Annotated in this window: 16 protein-coding genes; 9 read left to right on the top strand and 7 right to left on the bottom strand. The window is 59.5% G+C overall.

Annotation, left to right across the window (positions count from 1 at the left end):
- Window positions 1-24: 24 nt before the first annotated feature.
- On the bottom strand, window positions 25-1,170 hold the full coding sequence (locus DVA44_RS11895) for an extracellular solute-binding protein (RefSeq protein ID WP_114387036.1): 1,146 nt from the start codon (window positions 1,168-1,170) through the stop codon (window positions 25-27).
- Between the two features lie 34 nt (window positions 1,171-1,204).
- Window positions 1,205-2,188, bottom strand: coding sequence for an ABC transporter ATP-binding protein (locus DVA44_RS11890; protein ID WP_114314930.1), 984 nt, complete (start codon window positions 2,186-2,188; stop codon window positions 1,205-1,207).
- A 150-nt stretch (window positions 2,189-2,338) separates the two neighbouring features.
- On the opposite strand from DVA44_RS11890, the gene DVA44_RS11885 reads away from it, so the two are divergent.
- A complete protein-coding gene (locus tag DVA44_RS11885) occupies window positions 2,339-3,097 on the top strand; it encodes an MBL fold metallo-hydrolase (RefSeq protein WP_114387034.1) in 759 nt (252 codons plus the stop codon).
- Entirely contained in the window at window positions 3,094-4,122 is a 1,029-nt protein-coding gene (locus tag DVA44_RS11880; protein WP_114387032.1) for a LacI family DNA-binding transcriptional regulator, read from the top strand. Before DVA44_RS11885 ends, DVA44_RS11880 begins: the two co-directional genes overlap by 4 nt.
- On the opposite strand, the gene DVA44_RS11875 is transcribed toward DVA44_RS11880, so the two are convergent.
- A complete protein-coding gene (locus DVA44_RS11875) occupies window positions 4,119-5,612 on the bottom strand; it encodes an MFS transporter (RefSeq protein ID WP_114387030.1) in 1,494 nt (497 codons plus the stop codon). The two genes, DVA44_RS11880 and DVA44_RS11875, sit on opposite strands and share 4 nt — an antisense overlap.
- 115 nt (window positions 5,613-5,727) lie before the next feature.
- On the opposite strand from DVA44_RS11875, the gene DVA44_RS11870 reads away from it, so the two are divergent.
- The 7 genes from DVA44_RS11870 (at window position 5,728) to DVA44_RS25680 (ending at window position 14,964) form a co-directional block, all read left to right on the top strand.
- Complete coding sequence (locus tag DVA44_RS11870) at window positions 5,728-6,303, top strand: TetR family transcriptional regulator (RefSeq protein WP_114387028.1); 576 nt, start codon at window positions 5,728-5,730, stop codon at window positions 6,301-6,303.
- Between the two features lie 198 nt (window positions 6,304-6,501).
- The gene (locus tag DVA44_RS11865; RefSeq protein ID WP_114387026.1) at window positions 6,502-7,893 is read left to right on the top strand and encodes a NarK family nitrate/nitrite MFS transporter; all 1,392 of its coding nucleotides are present in this window, start codon (window positions 6,502-6,504) and stop codon (window positions 7,891-7,893) included.
- A gap of 66 nt (window positions 7,894-7,959) precedes the next feature.
- Window positions 7,960-11,700 carry a nitrate reductase subunit alpha gene (locus DVA44_RS11860; protein ID WP_114387024.1) on the top strand — a complete coding sequence of 1,247 codons (3,741 nt, stop codon included), beginning with the start codon at window positions 7,960-7,962 and terminating at the stop codon, window positions 11,698-11,700.
- Window positions 11,697-13,241 (top strand): nitrate reductase subunit beta, encoded by a 1,545-nt coding sequence (gene narH, locus DVA44_RS11855; RefSeq protein ID WP_114314924.1) that lies wholly within the window; start codon window positions 11,697-11,699, stop codon window positions 13,239-13,241. Before DVA44_RS11860 ends, narH begins: the two co-directional genes overlap by 4 nt.
- Window positions 13,241-13,936, top strand: a complete 696-nt coding sequence (narW, locus tag DVA44_RS11850; protein WP_114314923.1) for a nitrate reductase molybdenum cofactor assembly chaperone — start codon at window positions 13,241-13,243, stop codon at window positions 13,934-13,936. Before narH ends, narW begins: the two co-directional genes overlap by 1 nt.
- Entirely contained in the window at window positions 13,933-14,613 is a 681-nt protein-coding gene (gene narI / locus DVA44_RS11845) for a respiratory nitrate reductase subunit gamma (RefSeq protein ID WP_103179651.1), read from the top strand. Before narW ends, narI begins: the two co-directional genes overlap by 4 nt.
- A 192-nt stretch (window positions 14,614-14,805) precedes the next feature.
- On the top strand, window positions 14,806-14,964 hold the full coding sequence (locus tag DVA44_RS25680; RefSeq protein ID WP_168194481.1) for a hypothetical protein: 159 nt from the start codon (window positions 14,806-14,808) through the stop codon (window positions 14,962-14,964).
- Window positions 14,965-15,027: 63 nt separating this feature from the next.
- Here DVA44_RS25680 and nhoA read toward each other — a convergent pair whose 3' ends face one another.
- From nhoA to DVA44_RS11825, 4 genes are all read right to left on the bottom strand, one after another.
- Window positions 15,028-15,873 carry an N-hydroxyarylamine O-acetyltransferase gene (gene nhoA / locus DVA44_RS11840; protein ID WP_114387022.1) on the bottom strand — a complete coding sequence of 282 codons (846 nt, stop codon included), beginning with the start codon at window positions 15,871-15,873 and terminating at the stop codon, window positions 15,028-15,030.
- Between the two features lie 70 nt (window positions 15,874-15,943).
- The gene (locus DVA44_RS11835; protein WP_114387020.1) at window positions 15,944-17,599 is read right to left on the bottom strand and encodes an iron ABC transporter permease; all 1,656 of its coding nucleotides are present in this window, start codon (window positions 17,597-17,599) and stop codon (window positions 15,944-15,946) included.
- Between the two features lie 38 nt (window positions 17,600-17,637).
- Entirely contained in the window at window positions 17,638-18,606 is a 969-nt protein-coding gene (locus DVA44_RS11830) for an ABC transporter substrate-binding protein (protein ID WP_114387018.1), read from the bottom strand.
- A complete protein-coding gene (locus tag DVA44_RS11825) occupies window positions 18,603-19,295 on the bottom strand; it encodes an ABC transporter ATP-binding protein (RefSeq protein ID WP_114387016.1) in 693 nt (230 codons plus the stop codon). Before DVA44_RS11825 ends, DVA44_RS11830 begins: the two co-directional genes overlap by 4 nt.
- Between the last annotated feature and the right edge of the window lie 8 nt (window positions 19,296-19,303).

The following is a 19,303-nucleotide window of genomic DNA, read 5'->3' as shown; positions in this document are numbered from 1 at the left end:
TAATCTGCCAGGCACGCCATACCCTCAGTTCGAAACCTGGCTCTCATAACCTTCTTTGATAGCGTCAAAGTAGGGTTTGAGAGGGAAACTTTTGCCATTTTCCGCTAAGGTTTCCGGTGAAATTTCCGCAAAGAGCTTCTGCCACGTCGCATCGTCCAGCGCCCCTTTCACATATTTCGCGTCGATGCCCGGGTACCAGTTAAATTGCTTCACTATCCCCTCCGCCTGAATCTCCGGGCTGGTCGCCAGCTCGATAAACTCCTGCGCCAGTTTTGCCTGGGTGGCTTTGGCCGGGATGACGTAGTACATCGGTTGCCCCGGCATACCGGGTGCGATTAAGGTCAGCTTGATGGACGGCGGCAGCTTGCCCTGATCTTTCCAGCTGTAGAACATATCCACCCATACCGGCCCCATAGCGATTTCGCCCCGGCTGAGCATATCCAGCGTCCCGGCATTGCCCGGCGTAAAGGTAATGTTTTTATTAAATGCTTTCAGCTTCGCCCAGGCCGGCCCCCACTCTTTTTCAACTCCTTTATCATAAGGCAGCGCGGTAAGGCGCTCGGCTGGCGTACCGTAGGCGTAGATCCAGCCCACCACAAAGCTCACGCCTGACATACCGTTTTTGATGCCGTTATAGCCGAAGGCTTTGGGATTTTTTTCCGACCACTGCACCAGCTCGTCGTAAGATTTCGGCGGAGTGGCGATGAGGTCGCTGTTGTAAGCCATCGCCGTCTGGCTCAGGAACATGGGCATCACGTAGCCGTCAACGTTGACCCCCAGCGCGTTTTTGGCGTTCTCTGCGGTGGTCATGGTGCCGGTTTTCACCGCCTGGCGGTAATTCTCAAGCAGCCCTTTTTCCACCAGTTGGCCGCCTGCGGCCTGATGGACCACCGCCACATCTATATCCCAGCTTTTCGCACCGCTCTGCGCCTGCGCCGTCAGCTTTTCAACGATCTTATTCGATCCGGCATCGCCGGGCCCGGTGCCGACCACCTGCACTTTTACTCCCGGATGGGCGGCTTCAAATTTTGGCCCCAGCCAGGTTTTGACGTAATCCACCATATTCTGGTCCCCGGCGGTGGCCACGTTGAGTACCGTTTCGGCATGCGCAGCGTGCAGGCAGCCCAGATAAAGTGCGGCAGTGATAGCCATTTTTGTTTTTACGGACATGAATGATCCCCAGAAAAGTGTGTGTCGGTTGGCATTACAAAGCAGGTTCAAAGGCATGGAGCGCAGCATCAGGCACATGGAGCACCACCGGCGAACGGTCAGGCCAGCATGTTGCGGAGTCTGCGAGTAAGATCTTTCCACCACAGCGCACGCTGTGCCGGTAGTGATGACCCAAGAAGGCACTCTCCTCAACAATCCCTTCGAGGGTTAATCCTCCCGGTGCGAGCGGCAGTGCGGCATGCATGGCGATATCGGCGCTGCGAAAATAGAGCGTTCTCCCCTGCCCGTTATCAGGGGTAATGCAGTTATCCGCCCCCATAAAATCGGCGACAAAAGGCGTTGCCGGGCGGTGGTAAATTGCCTCCGGGGTGCCGATCTGTTCGATGCGACCGTTATTCAGCACGGCAATTCTGTCGGCCATCACCAGCGCTTCCTGCTGGTCGTGAGTGACGATCAGCGAGGTGAAGCCGAGTCGCTTTTGTAGCGCTTTGATCTCATGGCGCACATTGAGGCGCACTTTGGCATCCAGGTTCGACAGGGGCTCATCGAGCACCAGCACATCCGGTTCAATTGCCAGCGCCCGGGCCAGGGCAACCCGCTGACGCTGACCGCCAGAAAGGGCCGTCACCTTTATTTCCGCATAACCTTCGAGGTTAATTATTTTTAATAGCGCCTGCACCCGACGGGTTATTTCCTCTTTTTTAACGCGACGGACTTTTAATCCGTAACCGATATTTTGTGCGACCGTCAAATGCGGCCACAACGCATAACTCTGAAACACCATGGTGATATTTCGCTGTTCCGGGGAGCTATGAGTGATATCCCGGCCATTAATCGCCACGGTACCGGAGTGCACGGGTAAAAAACCGCATAACGCATTGAGCAGCGTCGTCTTTCCGCAGCCAGAGGGGCCAAGGAGCGCGATCATCTCGCCCTTGCCGACCGCCAGATGGATATCGTGAAGAACAATATTATTCCCGTAGGCAACTTTCAGTTTATCTATTTGCAAATAACTCACGCACGATCCCTTAATTCTTTCACGTCGCCGATGAACACGTGTTCATTTCTTTGTAAAAAAAACGCAACGTTCCAGCGCCATTATGTGCGCCTACTGTGTCGTCTGTTTGTGACAATTTGATTAATTCCGCAAAAATTTTGGTGAGGCGAAATGAAAATAGATATTCTGGGTTGCGGCAGTGCTTTCTCCCTGCTGAATAATACGTCGGCAATCCGAGTCATTGATAACGCGGGCTATCAATTGCTGATTGATTGCGGGCCAACCATTCCCCGCGCCTTATGGCAGCGGGGACTGGACGTGAACGACATTGATGCCCTCTTTTTCACCCATATTCATCCGGATCACTGCACCGGACTGACGGCGCTCCTTAACCACTGGAAAAGTTTTCAGCGAACGAAACCGCTGATTATCTGGTCGCAGCCTGCCCACCGCCCGGCACTGCTTGAGCTGGCAAACCTCGCGAACTGGCCGGAAAGCGGGCTCTGCTTTGCTATCGACTGGCGCGACAGCACGCCGGAGTGGCGCTGGCAGAACTGGCTCCTGCGGACCGCCTTTACCCATCACGAAATCCCTAACCTGGCCCTGCGGATTGAGGCGCCCGGCGCCACCCTGTTTTACAGCGGTGATGGCCGCCCGACCCCGGAAAGTATTGCCCTGATGGCGGGAGCCGATCTGGCCTTTCAGGAGTGCGCCTCGGCAACAGCGCTGCCCGGCGATGCCTCGCATGGCGATTTCCCCGACTGCCTGGCGCTCTTTACCCGGCTCAAACTGCCTGCGCTGGGCCTCTATCATTGCCACGACAGCGCCCGGTCCATCCTGGCACAGGCCTGTCAGCCCCATCCTGGTCTGTTCGTCAGCGAAGAGGGCATGACCTTCGAGCTGCCCCTTCGCCAGGGAGAAACGCGGTGAGCGACGCCCCTCGCAAGCAGGCGGTGACCGCCGAGGATGTGGCGAGAAGAGCGGGCGTTTCCCGCGCCGTGGTCTCGCGCGCCCTGAGCAACAACGGCAGCATCTCCCCCGCCACCCGGGAAAAGGTCTTACAAGCCGCCCGGGAGCTTGGCTATCAGGTCAATTTTCTCGCCCAGGGATTGAACCGCCAGCGGAGCCAGCTCATTGGGGTGATCGTCGCCCGCATTGGCGATCCCTTTCGCAGCAGCCTGCTGGAGGGATTACTGCATGAGATCCAGCGGCGCGGCTACCAGGCTCTGGTGAGCGAGATCACCGGCGAGGAGGATCTGGTTAATACTCTGCGACGCTTCACCCAGTTTCGCGTCTCCGGGGTGATTGTCACCTCAGGCAGGCCGCCGGAGGCTATCGTGAATGAGTGCGTCAGCCAGCAGATCCCGGTGGTCGGTATTAACCGCCCTCCCGACATGCCGTGGGTGGATTTTATCTGCTCAGATAACCAGCGCGGCGCACAGCTGGCCGCCGAACAGCTCTGGCGCGCCGGGTGCCGTCGCTTCGGCTGGCTTAATCACCCGGCCTCCACCTGGGCGGGCATGATGCGGGGCGAGGCATTTGTCCATGCGCTGCAACAGCTGGGAGTCGACACCCTGCGCCAGCTCAGCTGGCTCGCCGCCCCGACGGAGGGCTACGATGGCGGGCTGGCAACCGCTCTGGGTTATCAAGGCGAGCTGCCGGAGGGGATTTTCTGCGCCAATGCGCAGCTGGCCTGCGGGTTTCTGGACGGGATGCGCCAGCGGGGCAAATCGGCACCGAATGATTTTCATCTGATTGGCTTCGATAACACGCCGCAAAGCGGTCAGTTAAGCTATCAACTGACCACGCTGCATCAGGATGTCGCCGGGATCGCGCGCCGCGCGCTGACACGGCTACTGGCGCGGGCGCAAAACCCGCACCAGCCTTCGCAGGTGGAGTGGGTGAAGGTGGAGCTGGTTTACCGACTCACCTCCCCCCGTCCCGAAGGGGCTTAGCCCCGGTCGCGCGGCGCCTTCGCCAGGCTAAACCAGATCCCGATGGCCAGCACCAGTAGCATCCCGCCTGCGCTGCCCAGCGCCACGCTGTGCGAGGTGATAAACGCCGTTTTCGCGGCCTCAATCACCGACTCAGCAAGGGTTGGCGGCAGATCCTGCGCAACCTTCACCGCCTCGCCGATGGAGGAGGACGCGTGCTCCGCCAGGCGGGCATTCAGCCCCTGCGGCAATTCAATAGACGCCGAGAAACTGCGGGTCAGCAGCAGCCCGAAAATGGCAATCCCCAGACCGGCGCCCAGCTCATAGGACATGGTTTCAATCGCCCCGGCAGCGGCGGCTTTCTCTTTTGGCGCGGCGGCCATAATGGCTGAGGTCGAGGCCAGCAGCGCGCTGGCGGCGCTAAACCCCAACAGCACCATCATGCTCCAGGCTTGCCACTGCTGGGTACTGAAGTCGAGCATCGACAGGCCAATGAAGCTGAGCGCGCTCAGACCCATGCCGCCGGTCGCCACGATCCGCAGACCCAGACGCCCGACCAGCACCCCGGCGATCGGCCCGCTAAAGCCGCTGGCGACCATTACCGGCAGCATAAACATGCCCGCCTCAAAGGGGGTGAAGCCGTGGACAAACTGCAGCTCCTGGGCCATCAGCAGCTCAAAGCCCACCAGGGCGATCATCGCCGTCATCGCCATCACCACCCCGCTCAAAATAATGCGATGGCCGAACAGCCGCAGGTCGATCATCGGCGTGCGGGCGCGAAGCTGAATGCGGACAAACGCCAACAGCATCATTGCCCCGGTCAGCAGTGTCCCCGCCACCAACCACGGCGATATTGCCCCTTTAAGCGCAGTTTTGGCGCTGTAGACCAGCAGCAAAATCGCCACAATCAGCATCAGGGCATGGGTGATGTTAAGCGGCTGCTCAGGTCGGCCCTGCTGGGTGGGCACAAAACGCGCCGCCAGGGAGACCACCAGCAGGACAATGGGGACATTGATTAAAAACACCGCGCCCCAGTAGAAGTGCGTCAGCAATATGCCGCCAATCAGCGGGCCGAAGGCCGCCCCGCCAGATCCCACCGCCGCCCAGACGCCGAGGGCAATATTGCGCCGACGCGCATCCGGGAACAGGGTGCGGATCCCGGCGAGGGTGGCGGGAATGATCATCGCCGCCCCGATGGCAAGCAGCGCCCGCGCCGCAATCAACCACCCGGCGGAGGGCGCAAACGCCGCCGCCAGCGACGAGAGACCGAACAGGCTACTGCCCAGGATCAGCAGGCGTTTAAACCCGATACAATCCCCAAGCGCCCCCATCGGCAGCACCATCCCGGCCATCACCAGCGAGTAAATATCAATGATCCACAGCAGTTCGTTGCCGCTGGCATCCAGGGTCATGCTGAGCGTCGGCGCGGCAACGTGCAGCACCGTGGCGTCAATTGCGACCGGGATATAGACCAGCACAATAATCACTAACGCTAACCACTGACGAAACATAACTTTCCTTATTTGACCAAACCTGGACACATGTCCAGATTGCGATCCTACGTAAAGTTGAACGCATGTCCAGCTTTTTGTTACACTGGTTATCCCCCAGTTGAGAGTGAAAAAAATGAGCTATCTGAGCAAGGATGAACGGCGGGAGGAGATCCTGCAGGCGGCGATGCGCGTGGCGCTGAGCGAAGGCTTTACCGGGATGACCGTCAGACGTATTGCCGCCGAAGCAAAAGTGGCGACCGGCCAGGTGCACCACCACTTTGCCTCCGCGGGTGAATTAAAGTCGCAGGCCTTTATCCGCCTGATCCGCGCCCTGCTGGATGCTGAAATAGTCGCGGAAAATGCCAGCTTGCGCGAACGCCTGCATGCCATGCTCGGCAGCGACGACCGCAGTTTTGAGCCCTACATTCGCCTGTGGCGGGAAGCCCAGCTGTTAGCCACCCGCGATGCCGAAATAAAAGGCGCGTATGTGTTAACCATGGAGATGTGGCATCAGGAGACGGTAGCCATCATACGCGCGGGTGAACAGGCGAAAGCCTTTAATCTGAAAGACAGTGCTGAGAACGTCGCCTGGCGGCTCATTGGCCTGGTCTGCGGGCTGGACGGGCTCTATGTGTTATCCATGCCGCAGATGGACGATGCCGCATTTAATCAGCATCTTGATACGTTAATTACCCTCGAGCTGGGCTAATCATCAACATCTCTTAACTGTTACGATTTGTAACACAATAAGCGAACCCACTTCTCCCTTCTAAACTCATGGGTTCATTTTTTATATCTATCCTTTCAGAAGACTCCCAAAAACATCTAATAATCTCTCACCAAAAATTCAGGTCTCTGCCTGAATGACTTTCTCTTTCTGCCATTTACGGATATGCAAGAGGGTAATATGTCACAACAAGCTGAGAAGAATAATCCTTATCTGTTAAGCAACTGGAAACCGGAAAACGCCGCATTTTGGGAAAATAAAGGCAAGCCGATTGCGCGACGAAATTTGGTTATCTCCGTGGCCTGTTTGCTGCTGGCGTTTTGCGTCTGGATGTTATTTAGTGCGGTGGCGGTCAATCTGAATAAGGTGGGTTTTAATTTTACGACCGATCAACTGTTTATGTTAACCGCCCTGCCTTCGCTCTCTGGGGCAATATTACGTGTTCCCTACTCCTTTATGGTGCCTATATTCGGTGGCCGTTACTGGACGGTATTAAGCACCGTCATTCTGATTATTCCCTGCGTCTGGCTGGGTATTGCGGTGCAAAATACCGCTACCCCCTATTCGGTATTTATTATTATCGCCCTGCTGTGCGGCTTTGCCGGTGCCAACTTCGCCTCCAGCATGGGCAATATCAGCTTTTTCTTCCCCAAATCGAAACAGGGCAGCGCGCTGGGTATTAACGGCGGGCTGGGCAACCTCGGCGTCAGCGTGATGCAGATGGTGGCCCCGGTGGTAATCTTCCTGCCGATGTTTACCTTTCTCGGGGTACACGGCGTGCCGCAGGAGGATGGCTCGTCCCTGTTTCTGGCGAACGCCGCCTGGATCTGGGCCCCGCTGCTGCTGCTGGCAACCGTTGCCGCCTTTTTCGGTATGAACGACATCGCCAGTTCAAAAGCAACCATCGCCAGCCAGTTGCCGGTGCTCAAACGTCTTCATCTGTGGCTGTTGAGCCTACTCTATCTGGCGACGTTCGGCTCGTTTATCGGCTTTTCCGCGGGGTTCGCCATGTTGTCGAAAACCCAGTTCCCGGACGTTAACATCCTGCATCTGGCCTTCTTCGGCCCGCTGATTGGCGCGCTGGCCCGCTCCGCTGGCGGGGTGATCTCCGACAAGCTCGGCGGCGTGCGCGTCACGCTGGTGAACTTCATCTTTATGGCGGTGTTTACCGCCCTGCTCTTCCTTACCCTGCCAGGCTCCGGTTCCGGCAGCTTTACCGCCTTCTATCTGGTGTTTATGGGGCTGTTCCTTACCGCCGGGCTGGGCAGCGGCTCGACCTTCCAGATGATCGCTGTCATCTTCCGGCAAATCACCGTCTATAGAGTGAAACTGCGCGGCGGCACGGAGGAACAGGCGCAGAAAGAGGCGGTTACCGACACCGCGGCCGCGCTCGGCTTTATCTCGGCTATTGGTGCCGTGGGCGGCTTCTTCATTCCCAAAGCCTTTGGCACCTCGCTGGCATTAACCGGCTCCCCGGTAGGGGCAATGAAGGTCTTCCTGGTGTTCTACGTCGTCTGCGTGTTTGTCACCTGGCTGGTGTATGGCCGTCGGCAGAAGCACGTCAAATCATAACGATATTCAATATTTTGTGAGCAGTGTAACCCCGGGGTGGTGCGTCGCCCCGTCAGGAGAAATGTCATGAGTAAATTGTTGGATCGCTTTCGTTATTTCAAACTCAAAGGCGACACCTTCGCCGATGGACACGGTCAGGTGATGCACACCAACCGCGACTGGGAAGACAGCTATCGCCAGCGATGGCAGTACGACAAAATTGTGCGATCCACCCACGGCGTGAACTGTACCGGCTCCTGTAGCTGGAAAATCTACGTCAAGAATGGCCTAGTGACCTGGGAAACCCAGCAGACCGACTACCCCCGCACCCGCCCCGACCTGCCGAACCACGAGCCGCGCGGCTGTCCGCGTGGGGCCAGCTACTCCTGGTATCTCTACAGCGCCAACCGCCTGAAGTATCCGCTGGTGCGCAAGAAGCTGATTGAGCTGTGGCGCGAGGCGCTGGCGCAGCACAGCGATCCGGTGCTGGCCTGGAACGCCATCCAGAACGATCCGCAAAAGCGCCAGAGCTACAAGCAGGCCCGCGGACATGGCGGGTTTGTCCGCTCAAACTGGAAAGAGCTGAACCAGCTTATCGCCGCGGCTAACGTCTGGACCATCAAACACTACGGCCCGGACCGGGTGGCGGGCTTCTCGCCCATCCCGGCGATGTCGATGGTCTCCTACGCCGCAGGCACGCGCTACCTCTCCCTGCTGGGTGGCACCTGCCTGAGCTTCTACGACTGGTACTGCGACCTGCCGCCTGCCTCACCCATGACCTGGGGCGAGCAGACCGACGTGCCGGAGTCCGCGGACTGGTACAACTCCAGCTATATCATCGCCTGGGGGTCGAACGTGCCGCAGACCCGAACCCCGGACGCCCATTTCTTCACCGAAGTGCGCTACAAAGGCACCAAAACCATCGCCATCACGCCGGACTTTTCAGAAGTGGCGAAACTCAGCGACCAGTGGCTGGCGCCGAAACAGGGCACCGACAGCGCCTTAGCGATGGCGATGGGCCACGTGATCCTGAAAGAGTTCCACCTCGATAACCCGAGCGACTACTTCCTCAACTACTGCCGCCGCTACACCGACATGCCGATGCTGGTGATGCTCGATCCGCGGGAGGATGGCAGCCTGGTGCCGGGGCGGATGCTGCGCGCCTCCGACCTTGCCGACGGGCTGGGTGAAACCAACAACCCGGAGTGGAAAACCGTCGCCTATACCACCACCGGCGATCTGGTGGTGCCGAACGGCTCTATCGGCTTCCGCTGGGGTGAAAAAGGCAAATGGAACCTCGAGCCACTGGCGGCAGGCCAGGAGACGGAGCTGGCGCTCTCCCTGCTGGGCACCCACGACAGCGTCGCCGGGGTGGCCTTCCCCTACTTTGGCGGCAACGAGAACCCGCATTTTCGCAGCGTGAAGCAGGAGCCGGTGCTGGTGCGCCAGCTGCCGGTGAAAACGTTGACCCTTGCCGATGGCCGCCAGCTGCAGGTCGCCAGCGTCTACGATCTGGTGCTGGCCAACTATGGCCTCGACCGCGGGCTGGAGGATAACCTCGCGGCCAAAGATTACGCCGAGATCAAAGCCTACACCCCGGCATGGGGAGAGCAGATCACCGGCGTACCACGCCATCATATCGAGCAGATCGCCCGGGAGTTCGCCGACACCGCCCATAAAACCCATGGCCGGTCGATGATTATCCTCGGCGCCGGGGTCAACCACTGGTATCACATGGACATGAACTACCGCGGGATGATCAACATGCTGGTCTTCTGCGGCTGCGTGGAGAAAAGCGGCGGCGGCTGGTCGCACTATGTCGGCCAGGAGAAGCTGCGCCCGCAAACCGGCTGGCTGCCGCTGGCCTTTGCGCTGGACTGGAACCGACCGCCTCGGCAGATGAACAGCACCTCGTTCTTCTACAACCACGCCAGCCAGTGGCGCTATGAGAAACTCACCGCCCGGGAGCTGCTCTCCCCGCTGGCAGACGCCTCGAAGTTTACTGGCCACCTGATCGACTTTAACGTGCGCGCCGAGCGGATGGGCTGGTTGCCCTCCGCCCCTCAGCTGAACCTTAACCCGCTGCACATTAAGGCTCAGGCCGATGCGGCTGGCATGTCGCCCCAGGAGTACACCGCCCAGGCGCTGAAATCCGGCGATATCCGTATGGCCTGCGAGCAGCCGGACAGCGGCAATAACCACCCGCGTAACCTGTTTGTCTGGCGCTCGAACCTGCTCGGCTCCTCCGGCAAGGGGCATGAGTACATGCTCAAATACCTGCTGGGCACCGAAAACGGCATTCAGGGCGACGATCTGGGCACCACCGATGACGTGAAGCCGGAAGAGGTGGAGTGGCAGACCGCCGCTATTGAGGGCAAGCTGGATCTGCTGGTGACGCTCGACTTCCGCATGTCCAGCACCTGCCTGTTCTCGGATATTGTTCTGCCCACCGCCACCTGGTATGAGAAAGACGATATGAATACCTCGGATATGCATCCGTTTATTCATCCCCTTTCCGCTGCGGTGGATCCGGCCTGGGAGTCCCGCAGCGACTGGGAGATCTACAAGGGCATCGCCAAAGTCTTCTCTGAGGTCTGCGTCGGCCATCTGGGCACTGAAACCGACGTGGTGTTGCAGCCGTTACAGCATGACTCCCCGGCGGAGCTCTCCCAGCCGTTTGACATTGCCGACTGGCGCAAAGGTGAATGCGATCTGATCCCCGGTAAAACCGCGCCGAACATCGCCGTGGTCGAGCGTAACTACCCGGACACCTACGAGCGTTTCACTGCACTCGGCCCGCTGCTGGACAAGCTCGGCAACGGCGGGAAAGGCATCTCCTGGAACACCCAGGATGAGGTCGATTTCCTCGGCAAGCTCAATTACGTCAAGCTCGACGGCCCGGCGAAAGGCCGCCCGCGCATTGAGACGGCCATTGACGCCTCGGAGGTGATCCTCGCCCTCGCCCCGGAAACCAACGGCCAGGTGGCGGTCAAAGCCTGGGAAGCGTTGGCGGAGTTCACCGGGCGCGAACACAGCCATCTGGCGCTGAACAAGGAGGACGAGAAGATCCGCTTCCGCGATATCCAGGCCCAGCCGCGCAAAATCATCTCCAGCCCCACTTGGTCCGGCATTGAGAGCGAGCATGTCTCCTATAACGCCGGGTACACCAACGTCCACGAGCTGATCCCGTGGCGCACCCTCTCCGGGCGTCAGCAGCTGTATCAGGATCATCTCTGGATGCGCGCCTTCGGCGAAAGCCTGGTGGCCTATCGTCCGCCGATTGATACCCGCAGCGTCAGCCATATGCGCGAGATCCCGCCGAACGGCTTCCCGGAAAAGGCGCTCAACTTCCTCACGCCGCACCAGAAATGGGGCATCCACTCCACCTACAGCGAAAACCTGCTGATGCAGACCCTGTCGCGCGGCGGGCCCATCGTCTGGATGAGCGAAACCGACGCCCGGGAGCTGGGCATTGAAGATAACGACTGGATAGAAGCCTTCAACGCCAACGGGGCGCTCACCGCCCGGGCGGTGGTCAGCCAGCGCGTACCGCCGGGCATGACCATGATGTACCACGCCCAGGAGCGCATTCTGAATATTCCCGGTTCAGAAGTGACCGGACGGCGTGGCGGCATTCATAACTCCGTGACCCGCGTCTGCCCAAAACCAACCCATATGATTGGCGGCTACGCCCAGCTCGCCTACGGCTTTAACTACTACGGCACCGTGGGCTCTAACCGCGACGAGTTCATCATGATCCGCAAAATGAAAAACATTAACTGGCTGGATGGCGAAGGTAACGACCAGGTACAGGAGGCGAAAAAATGAAAATACGCTCACAGGTCGGCATGGTGTTAAATCTCGATAAATGCATTGGCTGTCACACCTGCTCGGTGACCTGCAAAAACGTCTGGACCGGGCGCGAAGGGATGGAGTACGCCTGGTTTAACAACGTCGAAACCAAGCCGGGCATCGGCTACCCGAAAAACTGGGAGGACCAGGAGGTGTGGCAAGGCGGCTGGATCCGCGGCATCTCCGGCAAGCTGACCCCGCGGCTGGGCGGCAAGCTGGGGGTGCTGTCAAAAATCTTCGCTAACCCGCAAATGCCGCAGATCGACGATTACTACGAGCCCTTCACCTTCGATTACCAGGATTTGCATCGGGCCAAAGAGAGCGAGCATCTCCCCACTGCCCGTCCCCGCTCGCTGATTGACGGCAAGCGCATGGATAAAATTAAGTGGGGGCCAAACTGGGAGGAGCTGCTGGGCGGCGAGTTTGAGAAACGCGCCCGGGATCGCAACTTCGACCGGATGCAGAAGGAGATGTACGGCCAGTTCGAAAATACCTTCATGATGTATCTCCCGCGCCTGTGCGAACACTGTCTGAACCCGAGCTGTGCGGCAACCTGCCCGAGCGGCGCCATCTACAAACGGGAAGAGGACGGCATTGTACTGATCGACCAGGACAAATGCCGCGGCTGGCGTTTGTGCATCAGCGGCTGCCCGTATAAAAAAATCTACTTCAACTGGAAGAGCGGAAAATCGGAGAAATGCATCTTCTGCTATCCACGTATCGAATCGGGCCAGCCGACTGTCTGCTCGGAAACCTGCGTCGGACGCATCCGCTACCTCGGCGTGCTGCTCTATGATGCAGACCGTATCCAGGAGGCGGCCAGCACCGAGCATGAAACCGATCTCTATGAACGTCAGTGCGACGTGTTCCTCAATCCGAACGATCCGGCGGTGATTGAAGAGGCGCTGAAACAGGGCATCCCCCAAAACGTGATTGATGCTGCCCAGCGCTCCCCGGTCTATAAACTGGCGATGGACTGGAAGCTGGCCCTGCCGCTGCACCCGGAATACCGCACCCTGCCGATGGTCTGGTATGTTCCGCCGCTGTCACCGATCCAGTCTTACGCCGATGCCGGTGGCCTGCCGCAGACCGACAGCATCCTCCCCGCGGTGGAAAGCCTGCGCATTCCGGTGCAGTACCTGGCGAACATGCTCAGCGCGGGCGATACCGGCCCGGTACTGCGCGCCCTGAAACGCATGATGGCGATGCGCCACTATAAGCGCTCCCAGACCGTAGAGGGGGTGACTGATACCCGCGCTATTGAAGAGGTGGGCCTGAGCGTGGAACAGGTAGAGGAGATGTACCGCTATCTCGCCATCGCCAACTACGAAGACCGCTTCGTGATCCCGACCAGCCACCGGGAAATGGCCCGGGACGCCTTCCCGGAGCGCAACGGCTGCGGCTTTACCTTCGGTGACGGCTGCCACGGCTCCGACACCAAATTCAATCTGTTCAACAGCAGCCGCATCGACGCCATCAACATCACCGAGGTGCGCGAACATGGGGAGGGAGAGTAATGCAGATCCTCAAAATTATCGCCCTGCTGATTGAGTACCCGGACGAGGCGCTGTGGGAGAGCCGCGACGAAGCCCTCGCCCTGGTGGCGCAGGACGCCCCGATGCTGCTGCCGTTTGCAGAGCACTATCTCAACGCCCCGCTGCTTGACCGGCAGGCGGCGTGGTGCGAAGTGTTCGAGCGCGGGCGCGCCACCTCGCTGCTGCTGTTCGAGCACGTGCATGCTGAATCCCGGGATCGCGGCCAGGCGATGGTCGACCTGATGAACCAGTACGAGCAGGCCGGCTTGCAGCTCGACTGCCGCGAACTGCCGGACTATCTGCCGCTCTATCTGGAGTATCTGAGCATCCTGCCCGAGGCGCAGGCGCAAGAGGGGCTGCAGAACGTGGCGCCGATCCTGGCGCTGATTGGCGGGCGATTAAAACAGCGGGAGGTGGCACAGTATCAGCTGTTCGATGCCCTGCTGAAATTCGCAGGCAGTAAGCTATCAAGTGACAGTGTCACGCAGCAGGTGGCAGGCGAAAAACGGGATGACACCCGCCAGGCGCTGGATGCGGTCTGGGAAGAGGAACAGGTGAAGTTTATTGAAGATAACGCCACGGCTTGCGACAGTTCGCCGATGCAGCAATATCAACGACGCTTTAGCCAGGACGTCGCGCCCCAGTACGTGGACGTCAGCGCCGGAGGCCCAAAATGACACACCATCTGAACGTCTTTTTCTTCGATATTTACCCCTACATCTGCGCCGCGGTCTTTTTCCTCGGCAGCTGGCTGCGCTATGACTACGGCCAGTACACGTGGCGCGCCTCCTCCAGCCAGTTGCTGGACAAGCGCGGCATGAACTGGGGCTCTAACCTGTTCCACATCGGCATTCTGGGGATTTTCTTCGGCCACCTGTTCGGGATGTTAACCCCGCACTGGATGTACGCCTGGTTTTTGCCGATGGCGGTGAAACAGCAGCTGGCAATGATCGCCGGGGGGATCTGCGGGGTGCTGACGCTGATTGGCGGCTCGATGCTGCTCTACCGCCGCCTGTTTAACCAGCGGGTGCGGGCCACGTCGACCACGCCGGATATTGTCATTATGAGTATATTGCTGACCCAGTGCGTGCTCGGCCTGACGACCATTCCGTTCTCGGCGCAGTACCCGGACGGCAGTGAGATGCTCAAGCTGGTGGGATGGGCCCAGGGGATTGTCACCTTCCGCGGCGGCTCATCGGAGATGCTGAGCGGCGTGGCCTTTATTTTCCGCGTCCATCTGGTGCTGGGGATGACCATTTTCCTGATCTTCCCTTTCACCCGGCTGGTCCACGTCTGGAGCGCGCCGTTTGAGTATATTACACGGCGTTATCAGCTGGTGAGATCCCGACGATAACCTCACCCACGCCGGGTGGCGGCTTCGCCTTACCCGGCCTACAAAAGCGCACCACACCGTAGGCCGGGCAAGCGCCAGCGCCGCCCGGCGTTGCAGGCCGCAGATTACAAATCCAAACATGTATAGACACTGTCAACCACCTCCACTTAAACTTCATGGTGGATATTTTGTATCTTCACACGGAGCGTATTTATGCCGCAAAACACCGATTCAAATTGGGAAAATAACCCTAATTTTACAGAGGTCGGAAAGGACGAAACAGTGCTGGAATTGCTTCTATCTACGATCACAGAAGACAATATGCATCTGGAAATTACATTTGGCGAACTGCAAGGGAAAGAACTGTTGTAATGGGCTTCATCAGGAAGGAAGTTTTTCCTTGCTAACAGAAAGGGGCTTACGCCCCTTCCCGTTCTATTTCCCCGCCTGCGGATGGGTTTCAAACCCGGCCATCACTGCCGTGAGTTCCGCCAGCGTAAAGCCGTGCTTCGGATCATCCACCCCCAGCCCAAACCGCTCCTGCATCACCTGATAGAGTGCTTCTGCATCCGGGAGGTTAAGCTGCTCCACCGCGTGGCCGTCCTGCCAGTGGGTGAAGTGGAAGTTGGTAAGGGTCAGTTTGCCGCCGTCCGGCAGATGGCGACACATCAGCAGATGATGACGGAAATGGGACTGCGGCCAGTGCGCTGACCAGAAGTTGCCCATCACATAATCGGCCTGGTATTGCGCGGTGAGATCGAAGTGATACATCGATTGCCAGTGCTCGTGGTGGCGGAACTGTAGCACCCAGTCGCTGCCGTCGTTGATTAGGCGGTACAGGCCGTGCGGCGTCGCCTGCTCTTCTTCGGCAACCAAACGGATGGGCGCGGTCAGGGTCTGCCCGCCAAAACCGACGTCGGCGATCCAGCGTTCGCCCTCCAGATCCACCAGCAGCAGACGGTGGGTGCGCGGCGGCATCTGGGCCGGATTCGCCAGCACCACCCGACCCAGCAGGCTGCGCACATGGAATCCCACCTCACGAAGGGCTCGCTCGAAGAGCCCGTTCTGCTCAAAGCAATACCCGCCGCGGCGGGCGGTGACCAGCTTATCGACCAGGGATTGCTCGTCGAGCTGGATTTCACGCGGCAGCACCACATCGATATTTTCAAACGGGACGGCGCTGTTGTGATGCAGGTGCAGACCCCGCAGGGTGGCGATGTCCACAGAAACCGGCTGCTGCCAGCCGGTACGGGCGAGATAAGTGGTCAAAAACGGGGTCATAGTCAGTTCCTTTTACAGTTTTCCTTGTTTATAAACTAATTTACCCCGCTCACTGTTTCAAACGTGCTTTTTATCCGCGCGAGGTGCGTTGCATGATCCCGAGCGCCGTTAACATCAGCACCAGCCCGGTCAGCAGCGTCAGGGTCGCCATCGCCATTCCCTGCCCGACCGATCCCTGCTCGAACTGACGCCAGATAAATACCGAGACGGTCTGCGTGCCCGCCGGGGCCAGCAGCAGCGACGTCACCAGCTCGCGCGAGGCGATGGCAAACACCATCAGCATCGCCGCCAGCATCGCCGGGGAGACCAGCGGCAACACGATAAAGCGCAGCGCCTGCAACGCCGACGCGCCATGCACCCGCGCGGCAGGCTCGAGATTCCCCCCCAACTGACGCAGCGCGCTGCCGACATAGCGCACCGGCCACGGCAGCATCAGGCAGCAGTAGGACAGCAGCAATATCGCCCAGCTGTTATAGGGCGAGACTGGCCAGAACGGACGGTTCCACAGCAGGATCAGCCCCACCCCGACTACCACGCCCGGCAAGGCGGCAGGCATCAGGGAGAGCGCATCCAGAACGCCGCGCCCTTTGATCTTCTGCACCACCACCAGCCAGGCGGCCAGCAGGCCCAGCACGCCGGTGATACAGGCCGCCCCCAGCGCCAGCGACAGGCTGGTGCCCAGCGCCGACAGCGCATCCCCCTGCTGGCTGAAGAGCGCCGCATAGTGCCCGCCGGTCAGATTATCCAGCGTCACCCCACCAGACAGGGTTCCCAGCACCCCGGACAGCGCCATCGACGCTCCCGGCAGAATCACCGCGATAAAACCCGTCAGCGCAAAAAAAGCGACAACCGGCAGCGTAAAGATCCCGGCACTGGCACCCATATTCTCGGTCGGTTTGCCGGTAATGCTGGTCACATCCTGATGCCCGGTCAGCTTTTTCTGCAGCCACCAGGCACTCAGGGCGATAACCACCAGCACCACGGAAAGCATCGATGCGCCCGAAAGATCGATCGGCCAGTCCGCCAGCTTTTTCTCGATATCGGTGGTGAGCATCACCACGCCAGCGCGCGTGCCGAGAGCGGCAGGCACGCCAAACTCTTCAATCGCCAGGGTAAAGGCCAGCAGCATCCCCGCCGCCAGCGACGGCGAAAGCATGGGCAGCGTGATATGCCAGAACGCCCGGCCGGGGCTGGCACCGTGAACGCGGGCCACCAGTGCCAGACGCTGGCCGCTCGCCAGCAGGCTGCGCGACACCGCAAAATAGACCACCGGGAAGATATTCAGCGCCATCACCAGCACAATGCCGCTCCTGCTGAACAGCAGGTCGTTGAGGTTGACCCCGGTCATCTGTTGCAGATAGCCGTTGGTTTGTAGGACCAGCATCCAGGAGAGCGCGGCGATATAGGGCGGGGTTAAAAACGGGATCAGAAACAGCAGATCCCATAGCCTCGGCAGCGGCAGGTTAAACAACCCGCGCGCCACGCCGAGGGGAAAGCCGATCAGCGCACTGACCAGCGCGACGCCAAGGGCAATTTGCAGCGTACCCCCCAACATGCCCGGCAGTTGCGGCTCCGCCAGTAGCCGGCTGATGCCGCTGAACGCCCCGGAGAACTGCCCGACGCTGAAGTGCGGAAACACCGCCTGGAGCAGAATAAAGGTGAGCGGAAACGCCACCAGGATCAGCAATAATCCCAGCGTCGTTACCGATAAATATTTAGGATTCACGAAGCCGTCCTGAAGACGGGGTTGCCCCCGTCGCCTGATTATAAGGTGAAGAGCGTGTTGAAACGCTTGAGGATATCGCTGCGCTCGCTGTTGCCATCGCTTTTGGTCGGCAGAATTTTCAGGTCGTTAAGCAGCGGACGTTTGGCCTGCACATCGCCACGGGCCGGCATCAGCCAGGCATCGGCCACCATCGCCTGACCTTCCGGGGAGAGAACGTAATCCACAAAGGCTTTAGCGTCATCCGCATGCTGGGTAGATTTAAGGATCATCATCGGACGCGGGGCAATCACCGTGCCGCTGGCCGGGAAGATCACCTTCAGGGATTCGCCCTGGCTGATGTTGCCATACGAGACATAATCCACCGCGCCGAACACTGCCGCTTTGGCTCCCTGCATCACCGGGGTGACCGCCTGCGCGTTCGGGCCACTTACCACCATGCCGTTCTTTTTCAGCTCATTAAACAGGGTCCAGGCCTTATCGCCCATGCCATTTTGCAACCCGATCAGCAGATCGAGTGAAGCACCGGACAGCGCCGGGTCCGGGGTGGTGACTTTGTCTTTAAAGGCGGCGGTGGTCAGATCGTGCCACTCTTTCGGCTCCGGGGTGCCGCTTTTGGTGTACCAGACGATGCCCAACGCCGACACGCCCTGGGCCACAAAGTCCTCTGATTTCAGATCCGCAGGCACGTTGGCCGCATTGGCGCTCTGGTACGGCAGCAGCCAGCCGCGGTTGTGCAGATCTTCCGCGGTATCCCAGGAGGCGGAGATCAGAATATCGGCCTGCGGGTTAGCCTGCTCAGCTTCGAGGCGGGCCATCACTTTGCCGGTGGTGGCCTGGAAGATATCCACCTTCACGCCGGTTTTCTTTTCAAAACCGCTGGCCAGGTTTTTGGCGAGCGACCCCGGCCCCGCGGTGTAGACGGTCAGCGCGTGGGCGCTGGAGATCATAACGGACGATAACGCCATGGCTAACAGCACTCCTTTTTTGACGGACATTGTAGCTTTCATGCGAACTCCCCTGAGGTGGTAATCAAACGATCGGCAGCGACGCTGCCAGCAGACAAATGCACGATGCGATCGGCCAGGATTTCAGCCTCCCGGCGGTCGTGGGTAACATAGACGGCGGTGGTGCCGAGCTGGCGCAGCAGTGACGCCATCTCATGACACAAGGTGCCACGCAGTTCGCTGTCGAGGTTGGAGAGCGGTTCGTCAAACAGCAGCACTCGCGGTTCCGCGACTATCGCCCGGGCCAGCGCCACACGCTGTTGCTGTCCGCCCGAGAGCCCCGCCGGTTTGCGATCGGCGAAGGCGCTTAAGCCGACGCGATCCAGTGCCTGCGCCACGCGGCTTTCGCGTTCCTGACGCGGAACATGGCGCATCTTCAGCGGGAACATCACATTCTGCGCCACGGTCATGTGCGGCCAGAGGGCGTAATCCTGGAACACCATGCCGATGTCCCGGGCTTCCGGCGACAGCGCCCATCCGGTTTTCGCCACCAGGCGATCGCCAAAATGGATCTCACCCTGTGCGGGCTGGGTTAACCCCGCCAGCAGACGCAACAGGGTGCTTTTGCCGCAGCCCGACGGCCCCAGCAGCGCAACCACGCTACCCGGCTCGATATGCAGATCGATTTGATTCAATACGGTATTCGCGCCAAAAGCGTACGACACGCCTTTAAGCGATATGGAAGTGAGCATCTTGCTAT

This window comes from Leclercia sp. W17, from assembly GCF_003336325.1.
Lineage (GTDB): Bacteria > Pseudomonadota > Gammaproteobacteria > Enterobacterales > Enterobacteriaceae > Enterobacter.
This window is presented reverse-complemented; position numbering and strand designations above follow the sequence as displayed.

Bases quoted from the DNA above. Each gene is read 5' to 3' on its own strand.
- DVA44_RS11860 (WP_114387024.1), top strand. From the start codon at position 7,960: ATGAGTAAATTGTTGGATCGCTTTCGTTATTTCAAACTCAAAGGCGAC.
- DVA44_RS11830 (WP_114387018.1), bottom strand. From the start codon at position 18,606: ATGAAAGCTACAATGTCCGTCAAAAAAGGAGTGCTGTTAGCCATGGCG.
- DVA44_RS11895 (WP_114387036.1), bottom strand. From the start codon at position 1,170: ATGTCCGTAAAAACAAAAATGGCTATCACTGCCGCACTTTATCTGGGC.
- narH (WP_114314924.1), top strand. From the start codon at position 11,697: ATGAAAATACGCTCACAGGTCGGCATGGTGTTAAATCTCGATAAATGC.
- DVA44_RS11885 (WP_114387034.1), top strand. From the start codon at position 2,339: ATGAAAATAGATATTCTGGGTTGCGGCAGTGCTTTCTCCCTGCTGAAT.
- narI (WP_103179651.1), top strand. From the start codon at position 13,933: ATGACACACCATCTGAACGTCTTTTTCTTCGATATTTACCCCTACATC.
- DVA44_RS11875 (WP_114387030.1), bottom strand. From the start codon at position 5,612: ATGTTTCGTCAGTGGTTAGCGTTAGTGATTATTGTGCTGGTCTATATC.
- DVA44_RS11865 (WP_114387026.1), top strand. From the start codon at position 6,502: ATGTCACAACAAGCTGAGAAGAATAATCCTTATCTGTTAAGCAACTGG.
- DVA44_RS11870 (WP_114387028.1), top strand. From the start codon at position 5,728: ATGAGCTATCTGAGCAAGGATGAACGGCGGGAGGAGATCCTGCAGGCG.
- DVA44_RS25680 (WP_168194481.1), top strand. From the start codon at position 14,806: ATGCCGCAAAACACCGATTCAAATTGGGAAAATAACCCTAATTTTACA.
- nhoA (WP_114387022.1), bottom strand. From the start codon at position 15,873: ATGACCCCGTTTTTGACCACTTATCTCGCCCGTACCGGCTGGCAGCAG.
- DVA44_RS11825 (WP_114387016.1), bottom strand. From the start codon at position 19,295: ATGCTCACTTCCATATCGCTTAAAGGCGTGTCGTACGCTTTTGGCGCG.
- narW (WP_114314923.1), top strand. From the start codon at position 13,241: ATGCAGATCCTCAAAATTATCGCCCTGCTGATTGAGTACCCGGACGAG.